Origin of the sequence: Sphingomonas sp., assembly GCF_019749955.1 — a bacterium.
Lineage (GTDB): Bacteria > Pseudomonadota > Alphaproteobacteria > Sphingomonadales > Sphingomonadaceae > Sphingomonas.
The window spans coordinates 1-16,711 of sequence record NZ_JAIEPC010000042.1 but is presented as its reverse complement, the minus strand read 5'-3'; the positions used below and the strand labels follow the sequence as shown (position 1 = coordinate 16,711).

At 64.6% G+C, this 16,711-nt stretch carries 14 protein-coding genes; 9 read left to right on the top strand and 5 right to left on the bottom strand.

The genetic code is table 11. The features are described 5' to 3' along the window. Positions 1 to 202 precede the first annotated feature (202 nt). The 7 genes from K2W81_RS10045 to K2W81_RS10015 all read left to right on the top strand — a co-directional run bounded on the left by K2W81_RS10045 (position 203) and on the right by K2W81_RS10015 (position 9,495). A complete protein-coding gene (locus K2W81_RS10045) occupies positions 203 to 1,453 on the top strand; it encodes a lipoprotein-releasing ABC transporter permease subunit (RefSeq protein ID WP_294103893.1) in 1,251 nt (416 codons plus the stop codon). A 49-nt stretch (positions 1,454 to 1,502) separates the two neighbouring features. Beyond that, entirely contained in the window at positions 1,503 to 2,174 is a 672-nt protein-coding gene (locus K2W81_RS10040; protein ID WP_294103895.1) for an ABC transporter ATP-binding protein, read from the top strand. 26 nt (positions 2,175 to 2,200) lie between these two features. After that, complete coding sequence (gene lepB, locus K2W81_RS10035; protein ID WP_294103892.1) at positions 2,201 to 2,860, top strand: signal peptidase I; 660 nt, start codon at positions 2,201 to 2,203, stop codon at positions 2,858 to 2,860. Then, a complete protein-coding gene (locus K2W81_RS10030; protein WP_294103891.1) occupies positions 2,857 to 3,450 on the top strand; it encodes a GNAT family protein in 594 nt (197 codons plus the stop codon). Before lepB ends, K2W81_RS10030 begins: the two co-directional genes overlap by 4 nt. 241 nt (positions 3,451 to 3,691) lie before the next feature. Next, the gene (gene dnaE, locus K2W81_RS10025) at positions 3,692 to 7,273 is read left to right on the top strand and encodes a DNA polymerase III subunit alpha (RefSeq protein WP_294103890.1); all 3,582 of its coding nucleotides are present in this window, start codon (positions 3,692 to 3,694) and stop codon (positions 7,271 to 7,273) included. Positions 7,274 to 7,309: 36 nt separating this feature from the next. After that, positions 7,310 to 8,914, top strand: coding sequence for a long-chain fatty acid--CoA ligase (locus K2W81_RS10020; RefSeq protein WP_294103889.1), 1,605 nt, complete (start codon positions 7,310 to 7,312; stop codon positions 8,912 to 8,914). Positions 8,915 to 9,015: 101 nt separating this feature from the next. Next, a complete protein-coding gene (locus K2W81_RS10015; RefSeq protein ID WP_294103888.1) occupies positions 9,016 to 9,495 on the top strand; it encodes a hypothetical protein in 480 nt (159 codons plus the stop codon). A 68-nt stretch (positions 9,496 to 9,563) separates the two neighbouring features. Here K2W81_RS10015 and K2W81_RS10010 read toward each other — a convergent pair whose 3' ends face one another. Both K2W81_RS10010 and K2W81_RS10005 read right to left on the bottom strand, forming a co-directional pair. Beyond that, the gene (locus K2W81_RS10010; protein WP_294103886.1) at positions 9,564 to 10,907 is read right to left on the bottom strand and encodes an alginate export family protein; all 1,344 of its coding nucleotides are present in this window, start codon (positions 10,905 to 10,907) and stop codon (positions 9,564 to 9,566) included. Positions 10,908 to 10,982: 75 nt separating this feature from the next. After that, entirely contained in the window at positions 10,983 to 12,056 is a 1,074-nt protein-coding gene (locus tag K2W81_RS10005; RefSeq protein ID WP_294103885.1) for a PA0069 family radical SAM protein, read from the bottom strand. A 126-nt stretch (positions 12,057 to 12,182) separates the two neighbouring features. Between K2W81_RS10005 and K2W81_RS10000 the strand changes: the two genes are divergently transcribed. Continuing rightward, positions 12,183 to 12,707, top strand: a complete 525-nt coding sequence (locus K2W81_RS10000; protein ID WP_294103884.1) for a YbjN domain-containing protein — start codon at positions 12,183 to 12,185, stop codon at positions 12,705 to 12,707. Between the two features lie 4 nt (positions 12,708 to 12,711). On the opposite strand, the gene moaB is transcribed toward K2W81_RS10000, so the two are convergent. From moaB to K2W81_RS09985, 3 genes are read right to left on the bottom strand one after another with little or no spacing between them, the layout of a single operon-like run. Next, positions 12,712 to 13,239 (bottom strand): molybdenum cofactor biosynthesis protein B, encoded by a 528-nt coding sequence (gene moaB / locus K2W81_RS09995; RefSeq protein WP_294103883.1) that lies wholly within the window; start codon positions 13,237 to 13,239, stop codon positions 12,712 to 12,714. Beyond that, the gene (locus K2W81_RS09990) at positions 13,229 to 15,010 is read right to left on the bottom strand and encodes a transglycosylase SLT domain-containing protein (RefSeq protein ID WP_294103894.1); all 1,782 of its coding nucleotides are present in this window, start codon (positions 15,008 to 15,010) and stop codon (positions 13,229 to 13,231) included. The genes moaB and K2W81_RS09990 overlap by 11 nt, the downstream gene beginning before the upstream one ends. Then, positions 15,001 to 15,750 (bottom strand): uracil-DNA glycosylase family protein, encoded by a 750-nt coding sequence (locus K2W81_RS09985; RefSeq protein ID WP_294103880.1) that lies wholly within the window; start codon positions 15,748 to 15,750, stop codon positions 15,001 to 15,003. Before K2W81_RS09985 ends, K2W81_RS09990 begins: the two co-directional genes overlap by 10 nt. Before the next feature lie 119 nt (positions 15,751 to 15,869). Here K2W81_RS09985 and K2W81_RS09980 point away from each other — a divergent pair. Then, positions 15,870 to 16,711: NAD(P)/FAD-dependent oxidoreductase (locus K2W81_RS09980; protein ID WP_294103878.1), on the top strand; the 842-nt coding region annotated here is incomplete at its 3' end.

Genomic DNA, 16,711 nt, shown 5'->3' with positions numbered 1-16,711 from the left:
ACCACGGCCAATTGCCTGCGTTTCAGTAGGGAGACTGCTAGGCAGGACGGCGGCGCTTGTCATCGGTGAATCAAGCCTTAGCGGCACGATTGCAAGGGCGCTGTGGCGTATTGGCAACAGCCGTGCCGCCAGTTGCCAGCCCCGCAGCGCGGCCCTAGAGGTCGCACGGTCATCAACGGCGGGGGCCGGACAAAGGACTTTCATGTTCCTATCGCGATACGAACGCATGATTGCCCAGCGCTATCTGCTGCCCGGCAAGGGCGAGGCGTTCATCTTTCTGGTCGCCGGAATCAGCCTGGCCGCGGTGATGCTCGGCGTGGCGGCGCTCGTCATCGTGATGAGCGTGATGAACGGCTTTCGCGCTGAACTCTTTGACAAGATCGTCGGGCTGAACGGCCATGCGGTGGTGCAGGGCTATGGCGGGCAGTTGCGTGATTGGCGTACGGTACTGGCCGAAGCGCGCAAGACGCCGGGGATCACCAGCGCGACGCCGCTGATCGAACAGCCGATGATGTCGACCTATAACGGCCGCGTCGAAGCGGTGCAGATGCGCGGCATGCGCATCGAGGATATTCGCACCAACAAGACTATCGGCGACAAGGTTTTGAGCGGGTCGCTTGCCAGCCTGACCCCCGGATCGGGCCGGATCGCGATTGGCTCGCGGCTGGCGGAATCGTTGGGCGCGCAGGTTGGCAGCGAGATTTCGCTGCTCAACCCGGCGGGGCAGACCACCCCGTTCGGCACCGTGCCGCGGATCGTCAGCTATACCGTGGGCGCGATTTTCGAAATCGGTGTCTATGATTTCGACAAAACCTATGTGCTGATGCCGCTGTCGGACGCCCAGACATTGTTGCTGCAAGGCGATACGGTTGGGATGATCGAATTGCAGACGACCAATCCCGACAACATCCGCCCGATCCTGGCACCGCTCGCCGCCAAGGTCGGGAACGGCGCCGCGATCTCTGACTGGCACGAAATGAATGCGCAGCTTTTTGAAGCGTTGGAAGTCGAGCGTGTGGCGATGTTCACCGTGCTGTCGATCATCATCTTGGTGGCGGTGTTCAACATCTTGTCGTCACTCATCATGCTCGTGCGCGCCAAGACGCGCGACATTGCGATCCTGCGGACGATGGGGGCGACGCGCGGCGGGTTGCTGCGGATCTTCATGACGGTGGGAACGGTGATCGGCGTGCTGGGGATGTTTGCCGGGCTGGCGCTCGGCTTTGTGTTTCTCTACTTCCGCCAGAATGTCGTTGATTTCGTGCAGGTTGTGACGGGGCAGAATCTGTGGGACCCGCAGATAAGGTTTCTGACCGAACTGCCATCGAAGCCCAATCCGGTCGAGATTGTGGTGATTGCCGCGATGGCGCTGGTCTTCTCGTTCCTCGCCACGCTTTACCCGGCGTTCAGGGCCGCGAATACCGATCCGGTGCAGGTGTTGCGCTATGAGTGATGCGAGCGAAGCGACGCACGGCCGCCCCGGCTTTGCCGGGTCCGACGGCGTGGCGCCGGTGCTGGCGATTAGCGGCCTGACGCGCAGCTTCACGCAAGGCGACGAAACGATCGAAGTCCTGCGCGGGATCGACCTCACCGTAAAGCCGGGCGAGATCGTCGGGCTGCTCGGGCCGTCGGGATCGGGCAAGTCGACCCTGCTGCAAGCCGTCGGGTTGCTCGAAGGCGGTTTCGGCGGGTCGATCCGGATCGCGGGCGTCGAAGCCGCGCAACTCGACAGCCATAAGCGCACGCTGGTCCGGCGCGATTATCTGGGCTTTGTGTACCAGTTCCACCATTTGCTGCCCGATTTCAACGCGACCGAGAATGTCGTGCTGCCGCTGCTGATCCACGGCGAGACCCACGCCGAGGCCGAGGCGCGGGCGCGGGCGTTGCTGAGCGCGCTGGGGCTGGAACACCGCCTCACGCACCGCCCCAGCCAGCTTTCCGGCGGCGAGCAGCAGCGCGTCGCGGTCGCGCGCGCGCTCGCCAACCAGCCCGCGCTGGTGCTGGCGGACGAGCCGACCGGTAACCTTGATGAGGCCACCGCCGACAAGGTGTTCGACGAATTGCTGCGGCTGGTGCGCGAACAAGGCAGCTCCGCACTGATCGCGACGCATAACGAGCGGCTGGCGACGAAGATGGACCGGGTGGTGCGGCTGCACGAGGGGCGGTTGGTGTGAACCGGACGCAACGTCGTTTGCCATGGGTGACCGTTTCGGTCTGTGCCGCCGTGATGCTGGCCGTAGGAGGGTTGGCCTACTTCTTCTCGCCCAGCATGGTGGTCTTGTTCCGGGCCGGTCGAGTGATCAAGCCTTACTATATCCCGTCTGAAAGCATGCTGCCGACGCTGAACGTTAATGATCGCATCATGCCGTTGGCGCTGCCAACGCAGAAGATTGATCGCGGGATGATTCTTCTTTTCAATGTGGCGGACGGCGTCAGAGTCGCGCGTGCCGTCGGTTTGGCGGGCGATACCATCGAGATGCGCGACGGTATTCTATTCATCAACAGCTCCGCCGCGTTGCAACGCCCGATCGGGCCCGGACCGACGCTCAGCGACGGCACCAAAACGCAGATGATGGCAGAACGGCTGCCCGACGAAGATCAAGAGCACTTAGTGCTCGATGCGGGTGCTAGTGAGGGCGACAATACCGCTTTGGTGCGCGTGCCCGCGGGGTCGATATTTGTATTGGGCGACAATCGCGATTTTGCTGCGGACAGCCGCTTCCCACTATCTCAGCTTGGCGTCGAGATGGTGCCTGCAAGCGGGGTCATAGGGATCGTCGACACTTTGTACTGGTCGAAGGACCGGGCGCGGATTGGCGCGCCGATTGATCGCTCGGTGCCGCGTCAGGTAGCGCCTTGAACCCGTGGACCGATCCGCCGACCCTCGTCGGCCGCCACGTAACGCTGCGGCCGATGGTGCTGGGGGATCGCGATGCCTTGGCCGCAGCGGCGGCGGACGGTGATTTGACCGAGCTGTTTTTTGCCAATGTTGCGCAGCTTGCCGATCCCGAAACCTTCGTCACGGCGGTGCTGAAGGAACAGGCCTATGGGCGCGCGATGCCCTTCGCGGCCGAGGCGCCGGACGGCAAGCTCGTCGGCATGACGCGCTATATGCGGATGCATGCGGGGCACAAAAGGTTGGAAATCGGCGGGACCTTCTATGCGAAGTCGGTCCAGCGATCGGGGGTGAATACCGAAGCCAAGCTGTTGCTGCTCACCCACGCCTTTGAGGTGATGGGCTGCAACGTCGTGCAAATCCGCACCGACTGGTTCAATCGGCGGAGCCAAGCCGCGATCGAGCGGCTTGGCGCCAAGCGCGACGGCGTGCTGCGCAATCATCAGGTCACGCCCGATGGACGGATGCGCGACCTCGTGGTCTATTCGATCATCGCGAGCGAATGGCCGGGGGTGCGTCAGAATTTGCGCTATCTGCTCGCGCGCTACGACTGACGGGGCCAAGCATGGGGGCGATCACCGATTGCACGGTCAAGGGCGCGGGGGTCGTGCGGGATCAAGTGGAACTTCACCAAATTCCTGGTCGGCCGCGACGGCAAGACGATCCGCCGCTATGGTCCGCAGACGACCCCCGCCGCCATCGAGGCGGATACCGCCGAGCTGCGCTGGACGGATATCCACAGGACGTTGAGCCACTGCGCTAGGCGAATCACGGAAGGGTGCCCATAGTCGGGCGATGCCCCATTCCGGTTTCGTGCCCCTGCGCATCTTTTCCAGCTACACGATGCTCGACGGCGCGATCGAGCCCAAGGCGATTGCCAAGCGCGCGCAGGAACTGGGCTTTCCCGCCGCCGCGCTGACCGACCGCAACGGGCTTTACGCCGCAATGGCGTTTTCGGATGCGGCGCGGGGCGCGGGGGTCCAGCCGGTCATTGGCGCGATGCTTGGGGTGGCGCGGCCCGATTTGCCCGATGGCGTGGCGCCGATCCTCGACTGGCTGGCGCTCTATGCGCAGGACGAGACGGGCTATCAGAATTTGTGCGCGTTGGTGTCGCAAGCGCATCTGGCGCGACCGTTGGAGCTTGCGCCGCACGTCGCCTTTGCGGCGCTTGAGGGGCAGACCGACGGGCTGATTGCGCTGACCGCGGGGCGCGAGGGGGGCTTGGCGCGGCTGTTTGCCGAAGATCAGCCCGAACGCGCGCTCGCCTATGCCGACGCGTTGCAGGCGTTGTTCCCTGACCGGCTGTTCGTTGAGCTGACGCGTCGCCTCGACGAAATCGAGGGGCGGGCCGAACCGGCGCTGCTCGACATTGCCTATGATCGCGGGCTGCCGATCGTTGCGACCAACCCGTGCTGTTTTGCCGAGGCGAGCTTTGGCGAGGCGCATGACGCGATGCTGTGCATTGCCAGTTCGAGCTATCTCGCGAGCGAAGACCGACCGCGCAGCTCACCCGATGCGTGGATGAAGCCGGCCAAGGACATGCGGCTGCTGTTCGCGGATTTGCCCGAGGCAATCGACAATACTTTGGTCGTCGCGCAGCGCTGCGGTGTGGCGGCGCCCAAGCGCAAGCCGATCCTGCCGAGTTTGGCAGGTGATCCGGATGCCGAGGCCGAGGCGTTGCGGGTGTCGGCGCGGGTTGGGTTGGAGAAACGGCTGGCGAAGATTTCGACCCTGCAAAGCCTTCCGTTTGTGTCCAGCGAAGTCGAGACACAGGCGTCAGGCGATGCCATTCGTTTCTCGACTTCGCTCGAAACTAACGGGGAAGGGGTGGCGCCAGCTACCGACGACTGGACCGCCCCGTACCGTGCCCGGCTCGAATTCGAGCTCGATGTCATCATCGAAATGGGCTTCCCCGGCTATTTCCTGATCGTCGCCGATTTCATCCAATGGGCGAAAGAGCAGGACATTCCGGTCGGGCCGGGGCGCGGTTCAGGCGCGGGGTCGGTCGTGGCCTGGGCGCTGACGATCACCGATCTCGATCCGATGAAGCTGGGGCTGCTGTTCGAACGCTTCCTCAACCCCGAGCGCGTGTCGATGCCCGACTTCGACATCGATTTCTGCGAAACCCGCCGCGAGGAAGTGATCCGCTACGTCCAGGCGAAGTACGGCAGCGATCACGTCGCGCAGATCATCACTTTCGGGCGGCTGAAGGCACGCGCGGTGCTGAAGGATACCGGCCGCGTGCTTCAGATGAGCTATGGTCAGGTCGATCGGCTCGCAAAGCTCGTCCCCAACCACCCGACCGATCCGTGGACGCTCGACCGCGCGCTCAACGGCGTCAGCGAACTGGCGGGCGAGTACAAGGCCGATCCGCAAGTGCGGCATCTGCTCGATCTGGCGATGAAGCTCGAAGGGCTGCCGCGCCATTCGTCGACGCACGCCGCCGGCGTGGTGATCGGCGACCGCCCGCTCGACCAGCTCGTGCCGCTCTACCGCGATCCGCGATCGGACATGCCGGTCACGCAATTCGACATGAAATATGTCGAGGGCGCGGGCCTCGTGAAGTTCGACTTTCTGGGGCTGAAGACGCTGTCGGTGCTCAAGAAGGCTGTGCAGATGCTCAGCCTGCGCGGCGTCACGATCGATCTCGACGCGCTGCCGTGGGACGACGAGGGGGTCTATAAGCTGCTCCAGCGCGGCGATACGGTCGGCGTGTTCCAGCTCGAATCCGAAGGCATGCGGCGCACGCTGTCGGCAGTGCGGCCGTCGAATTTCGGCGACATCATCGCGCTCGTCTCGCTCTACCGACCGGGGCCGATGGACAATATCCCGAGCTTCGGGCGCCGCAAGAACGGCAGCGAGCCGATCACTTATCCGCATCCGTTGCTCGAAGGCATTCTCGCCGAAACCTATGGCATTTTCGTCTATCAGGAACAGGTGATGCAGGCGGCGCAGGTGCTCGCCGGCTATTCGCTCGGCGGCGCCGATCTGCTGCGGCGCGCGATGGGCAAGAAGATCAAGTCGGAGATGGACGCCCAGCGCGACATTTTCGTGAAGGGCTGCGCGAAAGCCAATGGCATCGGCACGGCCAAGGCGAATGAGCTGTTCGACTTGATCGACAAGTTCGCGGGATACGGCTTCAACAAGTCGCACGCCGCCGCCTATGCGCTGCTCGCGTACCAGACCGCGTGGCTGAAGGCGCATCATCCGCATGATTTCTTCGCGGCGTCGATGTGCTTCGACATGACCTTGACCGACAAGCTCGGCGTGTTCGTTGACGATATGCGGCGGCTGGGGGTGAAGGCGCTGCCGCCCTGCATCAACGCGAGCGATGCCGAATTCGCGGTTGAGGAAACGCCCGATGGGTTGGCCGTGCGCTACGCGCTCGCCGCGCTCAAATCGGTGGGCGAGGGGGCGATGGAGAAGTTGGTCGCTGAGCGGGAGGCGAACGGGCCGTTCGCGTCGCTCGATGATCTCGCCGCGCGGGTTGATCCGCGGCTGCTCAACAAGCGCCAGCTCGAAACGCTGGCGGCGGCGGGGGCGTTCGATGGGATCGACCCCAATCGTGCCGGGATTTTCGCGACCGCCGAGACGATCCTCGCCGTCGCCGCGCGCCTGCATGCGCAGCGGACCAGCGGGCAGGGCGGGCTGTTCGGCGAGGCCGAAGTGTCGGGCGACACGATCAAGCTGCCGCAATCGGCGCGCTGGAGCATTGCCGACCGCATGGCGCAGGAAAAGGAAGCGTTTGGCTTTTATTTCTCGGCGCACCCGGTCGATCGCTACCGGATGCTTGCGCGGCACGCGACGGCGTTTTCGGGGCTCGGCGACATCGACATTCCCACCGGCGGGCGGGCGCGCGCGACCATGGCGGTGCTGGTCGAGGATGCGAAGTGGCGCACGTCCGCGCGCGGCAAGCGCTACATGATGGCGACTCTGTCCGACGCGAGCGGGCAGTTTGTCGCGACCTGTTTCGACGATGGCGTGACGGGCGATCTGGAGGCGGCGGCGCTGAAGGGCGCTTGTGGCCTCGCCGAGGTCGAACTCGATCGGCGTGAGGGCGAGGAAGCACCGCGCGTCACGGTCAAGCGGCTCCAGACCTTCGACACGCTGGCGATGGGCGCCCGCATGCTGCTCGAAGTCGCGGTCGACACGCCCGAGGCGGTGGCTGCGCTGGCCGGGCTGCTAAGCGACGCGCGCGGCGGGCGCGGCGAAGTGGTGCTTGGCGCTGCCTTGCCGCAGGGCGGATTGGCGTGGCTGGTGATCGGGCGCGACTTCCTGCTCGATGCCGAACTTGCGAGCCGGATTGAGGGCGTGCAAGGTATCCGCGATGTGACGCTGCGCCCCGCCGAGGGGCGACGGCTCGCGCTCGTGGGGTGAGGCCGGGCAAACCGGCCCTGTAAGAGGATGCTGGTGATGTTGGGCGATACGACCTTCTTGGGCGGGATGCAGGATTTCGAGCTGCGCGTGCCGCGGCTGATCGACCACGCCGCGCGCGAACATGCGGGCCGCGAGATCGTGACCTATTGGGCCGATGGCACCGAGACGCGGACCAATTGGGGCGGCATCGCGCGTGATGCGAAAAAGCTGGCGCAGGCGCTGGAAAAGCTGGGCATGAAGCCCGGCGACCGGATCGCGACGCTGGCGATGAACCACGCCAAGCATCTGACGGCCTGGTATGGCGCGATCGGGATGGGCGGGGTGATCCACACGATCAACCCGCGGCTGTTCGACGAGCAGCTGATCTATATCGCCAATCACGCCGACGACCGCGTGCTGTTCTATGACAAGCAATTTCAGTCAATTATCGACCGGCTGCGTGGGGAGTGGACCACGATCGAGCATTATGTCTGCTTCGACAACGGGGAGTATGACGCGCTGATTGCCGCCGAGGATGGCGATTATGCCTGGCACGAGGGTCCTGAACGCGAGCCGTGCATGCTCTGTTACACCAGCGGCACCACGGGCAACCCCAAGGGCGTGCTGTACGAGCATCGATCGACGATGATCCATGCGATGGCGGGCGTGTCGCCGTGGCTGCTCAATCTGTCGAGCCTCGCGGTCGTGCTGCCGGTGGTGCCAATGTTCCATGCCGCCGCCTGGGGGCTGCCCTTTGCGGGCGCGCTGGCGGGGGCGACCTTTGTTTACGCGCAGGTCAATGATCCCGCCGTGCTGTGCCGGTTGATGAATCAGGAGAAGGTAACGCATTCGGCGGGTGTGCCGACGGTGTGGCTCGCGATGTTCCAGCATATCGATGCGACCGGCGAAGCGCCGCAGCATCTGCATGCCGTCACGATCGGCGGATCGGCGGCGCCGCGCGCGATGATCGAGCGGATCATGGGCATGGGCGCCGAGGTCAAGCATCTGTGGGGCATGACCGAAACCTCGCCGATTGGCACGGCGGGGACGCGCCCGCTCGGTTGGGACGCGATGAGCCTCGACGAGAAGCTCGATCTGGTGTCGAAACAAGGGCAAATTCCGTTCGGGGTTGAGCTGCGCGTGCTCAACGACGCGGGCGCAGTCCAGCCGCGCGACGGGGTGAGTTCGGGCAGCTTGCAGATTCGCGGGCCATGGGTGGTCAAGCGTTACTTCAAGGCCGAAGCCGATGCGATCGATGCCGAGGGCTGGTTCGATACCGGCGATGTCGCGGTGATTCACCCCGACGGCACGATGCAGATTACTGACCGGGCCAAGGATGTGATCAAATCGGGCGGCGAATGGATTTCCTCGGTCGACCTGGAGAACGCGGCCTGTGGCGCACCCGGGGTGGCGGAGGCGGCGGCGATCGGGGTCTATCACCCGAAGTGGGACGAGCGCCCGCTGCTGCTGGTGGTGAAGAAGCCCGGTGCCGACCCAACGCCCGCCGAAATCAACGCGCATCTGGCGCAGCATGTCGCGAAATGGTGGCTCCCCGACGAAATCCTCTTCGTGGACGAACTGCCGCACACCGCCACGGGCAAGTTGCTGAAGACGGCGCTGCGCGAGAAGTATCGCGATTACAGGTTGGTGAGCGCGGCCTGAGGACGGCACTGCCGACCTTGCGCATCAGTCGCTCATTATCAAAATCAAATGGACGATATGCCCAGCATGCCAACATCAACCAGCTTCCCCGAAATTCTTAAGTGAATTCGACGGTGATTCTGTTCGCGGTCTCGCTTGCTTCGATGAACGTCCAAGCGCTTGCCTCGACGGCACCGACAGCGGCAAGGCCGATCCCGCTAGCGCCCAACCTTGGTGCGTGCGTGCTGGGACGGGGCTCAGTTCTTATCCGGCGAAAAACCGAATTGCCGAAAGAAGCGGTCCGTGAACTTGATCGACTTTTTGTTCAAGCGCGAGGTCTTGCGGAGGCAGGGGAATATTTCGAAAATACCGATGCGCCCCTCACGAATGCTCCAAGTGCCCGCTTCATTCGGGCTTATCATGTCGATGACGTCTGGTTCATCTGGTTCGAACGGAGCGGGCGATTCACCTTGGCCCTTTCGCCGCATCACGATGAGGCGACCGGCGCACGAGTGTTCCGTTTGGTACCCGGCAGTCAATTTGTCGACAATCTGTGCGCTGGAACGAAAGCATTCTTGTCAGGGGCACGGAGCAACCAATAGCAGGACATCCTGGGTTGGCGTCGCCCGCCACAAGCGAAGCGGAGCTAAGCGTTATTCAAACCTCGACCCTAAAAAAACGCCGTCGCATTGAGCGATAGATGCGCCGTCGTTCTCGTCCCCGGACTATTCGGCGCCCGGTCGTAAAAGCTGCCCTTGTCGAGCAGCACGCCATCGGCCTCCAGCTGCAAACGCTTGGGCACCGCCCACCACCGGACGCGCGCGTCGACTTGGCGTCCGGCGTAGCGGCCTGCGCGACCGCTGGGGTCGATCACGCCGGTCGTCGCGAAAGCATCGAAGCTTGAGGCAAGCCAAAGCTCGCGGTAGCTGACGAACGCGTCGAGCCGCTTCGACGGCGTGACTTCCAGCCGTACCCCCGGTGTGATCAAATTGGCGCGGTTGATCGCGTTGTAGAGCCCCGAGGGCGAAAAATCGGCGCGCCGCGCGCCGAACAGCGTATCGAACCGCCCAAAACTGCCGCCGGGGCTGTCGCCGCTGGCATAATCGAACTCGGCGGAAACATGGGGCTTCCAGCCGCGTTTCCACTGAAAGCCGACTTCGGCATGGGCGAACCATGCCTCGACCGCGCGCAGCGGGGCGGAGGGGGCGAGGCTGGAGCGGGTCGCGCCGGTTTGGCGCATCACTTCACCGTCATAGTCGAAGCGCCCCGGCGCGGCGGCGCGGAACAGGCGCACGCCCAGTGTCGTCAGCCGCCGGTCGCGCGTGGCGCGGTCGGGGCGGTCGCGTTCTTCGAAGCGATAGCCCGACAGCTCGATTTCACCGCCGCCCAGCACCCCGCCCTGCCGCAACGATCCGCCCCACAGCCGCGTGTCGAACCCCTCGCGATCGAACACCACGCGGTTGGCGGTGATCCCGACCGGGTCGTCGGGCAGGCGCTGCTGCGGCAGGACGTAGAACAGGATCGCGCTGCGCTTGCCCGGCAGGCTGAGGTCGGCGCGTATGCCGGTAAAGCCGTTGGTGGTGTTGCGGTAATTGGGGGTTGCGATCAGCCGCCGCGAGCCGATGTCGAGCAGCAGCCGTCCGCCTTGCACGCGTAAATCGCTGCCCTTGCCGAGCGCGGCGCCAAAGTCGACGCCGAGATAGGCTTGCGACAGCTCAAGCGGATCGACTTCGTTTGAGGAGACAGCGCTGGGAGCGGCATCGTCATAGGCGCGGCTATCGAGGAGTTCGGCGACGACCGAGACCGGGCCGTGGGTGTAGCGCGCGCTGACGATCGTGCGCAGGTTCACCAGGTCCTCCGCACGCGGCACGCCGATGCGGGCGGTGTCGGCGATGGTTTCGTAGCGCAGGCGGATGCTGCCCGAGAGGTGGAAGCCCTCTGCTGCCTTGGTCTGGCTCGACGCGGCGACGGGGCAGGCGAGCGCCGCAAGGGCGACGAGGAATCGCGTCGTCATCACTGGCTGCTAGCGGATCGACCGAAGCCGCCGCCAGTCATGTTTCTTTGCGAATCGGCAATTCTGCCTATGCCACTAAAACAGCTCGCCCTGCGGCCCGGCGGGCGGGCGGAACAAGTCGGTGCGCACCGTCATCCGCTCCTTGTTCATGCCGTGCTTGCGGCAGGCGATGTGGAAGCGGGTGCGGAGCAGCTCGGCCCAAGGGCCTTGGCCGCGAAAGCGGGTGTGGAAATTGGGATCGTTGTCGCGACCGCCGCGGAGATCGCGGATAATGCCCATCACCTTGGTCGCGCGATCGGGGAAATGCGCGTCAAGCCAGGCGCGGAACAGCGGCGCGACTTCGTGCGGGAGGCGCACCGGCAGGAAAAAGGCGCCGCGTGCCCCAGCGGCGGCGGCACGGTCGAGGATATGTTCGATCTCGTGATCGGTGATTGCCGGGATGACGGGGGCGATCGAGACATAGGTCGGAACGCCCGCGTCGCTGAGTGCCTTCACGGCCGCCAATCGCCTGTGGGGCGCAGGCGCGCGGGGTTCGACGGTCATCGCCACTTTGGGGTCGAGCGAGGTGATCGACACCGCGACGGCGGCAAGTCCTTTCGCCGCCATCGGTGCCAACAGGTCGAGATCGCGCAGCACGCGGTCGGATTTGGTGGTGATGGTGATCGGATGGTCGCATGCCGCCAGCAGTTCCAGACAGGCGCGGGTGATCCGCCACTCGCGCTCGATCGGCTGATAGGGGTCGGTGTTGGTGCCAAGGGCGATCGGCGCGCAGACATAACCGCGCTTGCTCAGCTCGGCGCGGAGCAGATCGGGCGCGTCAGGCTTGGCGAACAGCCTGGTCTCGAAATCGAGGCCTGGCGACAGATCGTGAAAGGCGTGGCTGGGGCGCGCAAAGCAATAGATGCAGCCATGCTCGCAGCCGCGATAGGGATTGATCGAGCGATCGAAGGGAATGTCGGGCGATTGATTGCGCGTGATGATCGTCCGCGGCTTTTCGATCGTGACCGTGGTGCGCAGCCGGGGTGGGGCGCCGTCGATGGTTTCGCGGGCATCGAGCCAATCGCCATCGGCTTCGGTCTGCGGCAGGTTGAAGCGGCGGCTGGCGTCATTCAGCGTCGCGCCGCGCGCGGGGCGGGATCGTTCGGCCATTGACATTTGCTAGCCGTTCTGATAGAACAAAGCAAGAACTCAATTAATGGCGCCGGAGCCATGTGCGGGCTGGAAAAATCATTTTCAAAAGGCATGATGGCGTAGGTTTAGCGGGGGAAGGGCAAGATGCGACTCATTGCAATGATGCTGTTGTTGGTCGTGATGATCGCGTCCCCATACAGCGCGCGCGCCGAGGACAAGACGGCATGCCCGTCGGGTCTGGTCTGCGCCACCAATCCCAAAAGCGTCGCCGATGCGCTGGCCGCCGAGGGCTATCGTGCCAAGGTTGATGCCGATAATCAGGGTGATCCGGCAATCAGCTCGGCGTCGTCGGGCTATAATTTCGACGTGCTTTTCTATGGCTGCGTCGATCACAAGCGCTGCGATTCGCTCCAATTTCGCGCCACGTTCGAAAAAAATGCGTCGAGCGATGTTGTTCAGATGAACAAATGGAATCGCGACCGCCGCTTCAGTCAGATGGCGGTACGCGACGACGGCACGATCATCCTGTCCTATGACGTGTCGACGATCGGCGGGCTGACCAAGGCCAATTTCGCCGATGTCATTAGCTGGTGGTCGACGATCCTGGGCGAAGCGTCGAAATTCTTCGATAGCAATAGCAAAGACGCACCCGCACCGGCCAAACCCTGAGCCTTCAGCGCTCCAGCAAGCGCGGCATCAGCTCGACGAAGTTGCAGGGCCGGTGACGGCTGTCGAGCTGGTCGCGCAGGATGCCGTCCCATCCGTCTTTCACCGCGCCGGTCGAGCCCGGCAGCGCGAAGATATAGGTGCCACGGGTGACACAGGCGCAGGCGCGCGACTGGACGGTCGAGGTGCCGATCGACTGGAAGCTGAGCCAGCGGAAGAGCTCGCCAAAGCCGGGGATCGGCTTGTCCTGAACGCGCTCGATTGCCTCGGGCGTCACGTCGCGACCGGTGACACCCGTGCCGCCGGTGGTGATGACGCAATCGACTTGCGGGTCGTCGATCCAGCCGTTGAGCGTGGCGACGATCGTGTCGACATTATCCTTCACGATCCGGCGGTCGGCGAGGACATGGCCTGCTTCGCTCAGCCGCGCGACCAACGTATCGCCCGACCGGTCATCGGCGAGGGTGCGCGTGTCGGAAACGGTCAGAACGGCAATGCGGACGGGCAGAAATGTCGCGCTTTGATCAATCGGCACGGCTGAGCTCGACCGGGGCCTTGCGCTTGCCGACCTTGACCGCGCTGGCGCCGGGGAGGCCCGGGAAGCGGGGCCACAGCCCTTGCGCGAGTGCGGCGCGGCTCGGCGAGCTGGTCTTGCCGCCCTCGCGCTCGTAGATCCAATAATTGCGCAGCACCGTCACGACATAGCCGCGCGTTTCCCAATAGGGGATGCTTTCGATGTAGAGCAGCGGGTCGCCGCCATCCTTCACAATGCTGTTCCACGCCTGCACCGGCACCGGACCAGCGTTGTACGCCGCGATCACTTTCGGCAGCAGCCCTTCGGTGCAGCCCTGATCGCGCAGCAATTCGAGATAGCTCTGGCCGATCTCGATATTGGTCTGCGGGCGGCTGAGCGCAGCGCGGTCGGCGCGCAGCCCCTTGGCGCGGGCAATGTCGGCGGCGGCGGCGGGCCGGATTTGCATCAGGCCATAAGCGCCGGCCGCGCTGACGACATCGGTGCGGAAGTTCGATTCCTGGAGGGTGTGGGCATAGACCAGCGCCTTGTCGACGCGCCAACCGCCGTCGGGCGTCCAGCTCGGCGCGGGATAGCGGGCTTCGAGCGTTGGAGCCGCGCCGGTCGGTGCATTATGCGCGAGCCAGATTTGCGCTGACGGCAGATCGAGCGCGCCGGCGAGCCGCACCAGCGGGGCATATTCAGCCGCATCGCCGATCCGCGCCTGCCGCTTGAGCACTTCGCCGGCGAGCGCGCCTTCGCCGACTTCAGTCAGCGCTGCGGCGACGCGGACATTGGGGCGGCGTTGCAGCGCCTGCCAATCGGCGAGCACCTGCTTTTCGACGGCGCGGTCGGCGGGGAGCTTGATGCCCAGTGTCTGGCGCGCGAGCATGCCATAGAAGGTTTCGTCATATTGCGCGGCGCTGCGCAATTTGGTGTCGATCCGTTCGGGGTGGCCGCAGCGCATTTCGGCGCGCGCGCCCCAGTATAGCCCGGCAGCGCGCATATCGACATCGGCCGCGCGCGTCGAAACCCGCTCGAAGGCAGCGGCGGCGCCCGCGCAATCTTCGCTGCGCCACGCGGCCAGCCCGGTCGTCCAGTCGGCCTGCACGGCCCAGTCGCCGGTGCCCGCCGACGCTTTGCCAGCCATGGCGCGGGCATTGACGTCGTCGCCGGCGAGATAATAGATCCACGCCACCTTCTGCTGCCATTCGGTCAGCGCTTCGGGGCTCAAGCCCTCGGTCGCTTCAAGCAGCGCCTGCGCCTCGGCAGCGCGATCTTCCTTGACGAAGGGCTGCATGCGCAGCGCGAGATCGGCAGCAACAGCATCGCTCTTCAGGCTTTTCGCGCGTTTGCGGGCCGGAGCGCCGCCCTGCCATGCCATTGCCTGAACATAGGGGAGCTGCGGCAGCGCGTCGGCGCCGCGCGCCTTGGCCAGCCGGGCAAGCGCTTCGGCTTCGGGCAGCTCGGGCGCTTCGGTGAGGATTTTCTGAATGTCGGCGAGTTCGGCCTTGGGCGACCCCTTGGCGGTGAGGATTTCAGCGAGCGCGATCGTGTGCAGCGGGCCGGGTTTCATCGCCGCGAGTTGGAGCCGCGCGTCGGTCCATTTGGCGGCGCGGATGCTGTCGAACACCGCGCGATAGGCGGTGCGCTGATCACGATCGAGCTGATCGGGCACGCCATCACTCGCTTTGGCGCCGGTCAACACTGTTGCCGTGTCGCCGGGCTCGTTGGCCAGCGCGGCGCTCGGTATCAAGGCAAGAAGGGCAGCACCGGCGAGAAGCTTCACGATAATCCCCTGATCAGCAATTGCAGGTCCTTCCAGGCTTCCGCCTTGGCCGCTGGTCGTTCGAGCAGAAAGCGTGGATGAAAGCTGGCAACGGCGGTCGCGCTTCCTTCTCCCCCCTCGTGGTTAATGGCATGTAAATGGCCGCGCGCGCGAGCGACATCCGTCCCGATGAGCGCACGACTCGCCGCATTGCCGATGATCAGCAAGGCTTTAGGGGCCGCCAAGCGGATGTGGGCACGGATCAGCGTCGCAAGCGATGCTTCGGTTTCGGCGGGGATGCGGCCGCTGATCGGGCGGACGACGGCCATTGGGACCAGATAGATGCTCGCGCGGTCGCGACCGATTGCCGCAAGCATCCGGTCGAACAGCGCGCCGGGCGCGCCGCTGAGCAATTTGTCTGGGCTATCTTCGCGTTCGGGCATTTCGATCAGGATCATCAAGCCCGACGCGGCTGACCCTTGCGCACCGATCCGCGCGCCGGGCCATGCAGCCTCGGGCGCGTCGTCGCTCAGCCGCCACGCTTCGAACGCCGCCAACGTATCCGGGAAGCTGAGCGCGGGCGCCACCGGCGCGGCAGGACGCGCGGCATGACGTGCGGCTGGCGCGTGCCGTAACGGAACTGGCGCCGGTTCGGTTGCCAGCCAATTGCGCGGGACTTCGTCGATCAGCGCGTCGACCCCGGCTTCGCGCCACCAATCAAGCGCGCTTGCCCCAATCGCCGTATCGATTTTCTGCTCCAGCCCCATCATTTCCTTAGACTGCGCAGTTGACGGCATGGTCAATCTTTGGGCACGCCCTTTCTGGACAGAACGTGGTTGGGGCGCGACGACGCACACTATGTGGCGCGCGGGGACAGGAGACGATGATGAGTGAACGCGAGTCGATGCCCTATGACGTCGTGATCGTCGGCGCGGGACCAGCCGGGCTGGCGGCGGCGATCCGTCTGAAACAGTTGGCCGCCGAGAAGAATGCAGAGATTTCGGTCTGCGTCCTCGAAAAGGGCTCCGAGGTCGGCGCGCATATTTTGTCCGGCGCGGTGGTCGACCCCAAGGCGCTCGACGAATTGCTGCCCGACTGGAAGACAACCGGCTGCCCGATGGCCGAAACACCAGTCACCGACAATCAGCACTGGATTCTCGGCAAGAAAAGCAAGCGCGCGCTGCCGCACTTTCTGCTGCCGTCGTTCATGAACAACCACGGCACCTATACCGGCAGCCTCGGCAGCTTGTGCCGCTGGCTGGCCGAACAGGCCGAAGCGCTGGGTGTCGAGATTTTCCCCGGCTTTGCCGCGGCCGAAATCCTCTACAATGAGGACGGCTCGGTGAAGGGCGTCGCGACCGGCGACATGGGGGTTGCGCGCGACGGGACACACAAGGGCGATTACCAGCCGGGCTTGGAACTCCACGCCAAATACACCTTCTTCGCCGAAGGCGTGCGCGGGCATTTGTCGAAGCAGCTCATCCGCCAATTCGATCTGGCCAAGGAGTCGCAGCCACAGGTTTACGGCATCGGCATCAAGGAATTGTGGGACATCGCGCCGGAACATCATGTTCCGGGCCGCGTGATCCACACCCAGGGCTGGCCGCTTGACAATAACGCCAATGGCGGCGCGTTCCTCTATCATCAGGCGAATGGCCAGGTCGCGCTCGGGCTGGTGACGTGGCTGAGCTACAAAAACCCGCATCTCTCGCCCTTCCACGAAATGCA

Coding starts and splice junctions, on each gene's coding strand:
- K2W81_RS10045 (WP_294103893.1), top strand. CDS start 203: ATGTTCCTATCGCGATACGAACGCATGATTGCCCAGCGCTATCTGCTG.
- dnaE (WP_294103890.1), top strand. CDS start 3,692: ATGCCCCATTCCGGTTTCGTGCCCCTGCGCATCTTTTCCAGCTACACG.
- K2W81_RS10020 (WP_294103889.1), top strand. CDS start 7,310: ATGTTGGGCGATACGACCTTCTTGGGCGGGATGCAGGATTTCGAGCTG.
- K2W81_RS10010 (WP_294103886.1), bottom strand. CDS start 10,907: ATGACGACGCGATTCCTCGTCGCCCTTGCGGCGCTCGCCTGCCCCGTC.
- K2W81_RS10005 (WP_294103885.1), bottom strand. CDS start 12,056: ATGGCCGAACGATCCCGCCCCGCGCGCGGCGCGACGCTGAATGACGCC.
- K2W81_RS10000 (WP_294103884.1), top strand. CDS start 12,183: ATGCGACTCATTGCAATGATGCTGTTGTTGGTCGTGATGATCGCGTCC.
- K2W81_RS09985 (WP_294103880.1), bottom strand. CDS start 15,750: ATGGGGCTGGAGCAGAAAATCGATACGGCGATTGGGGCAAGCGCGCTT.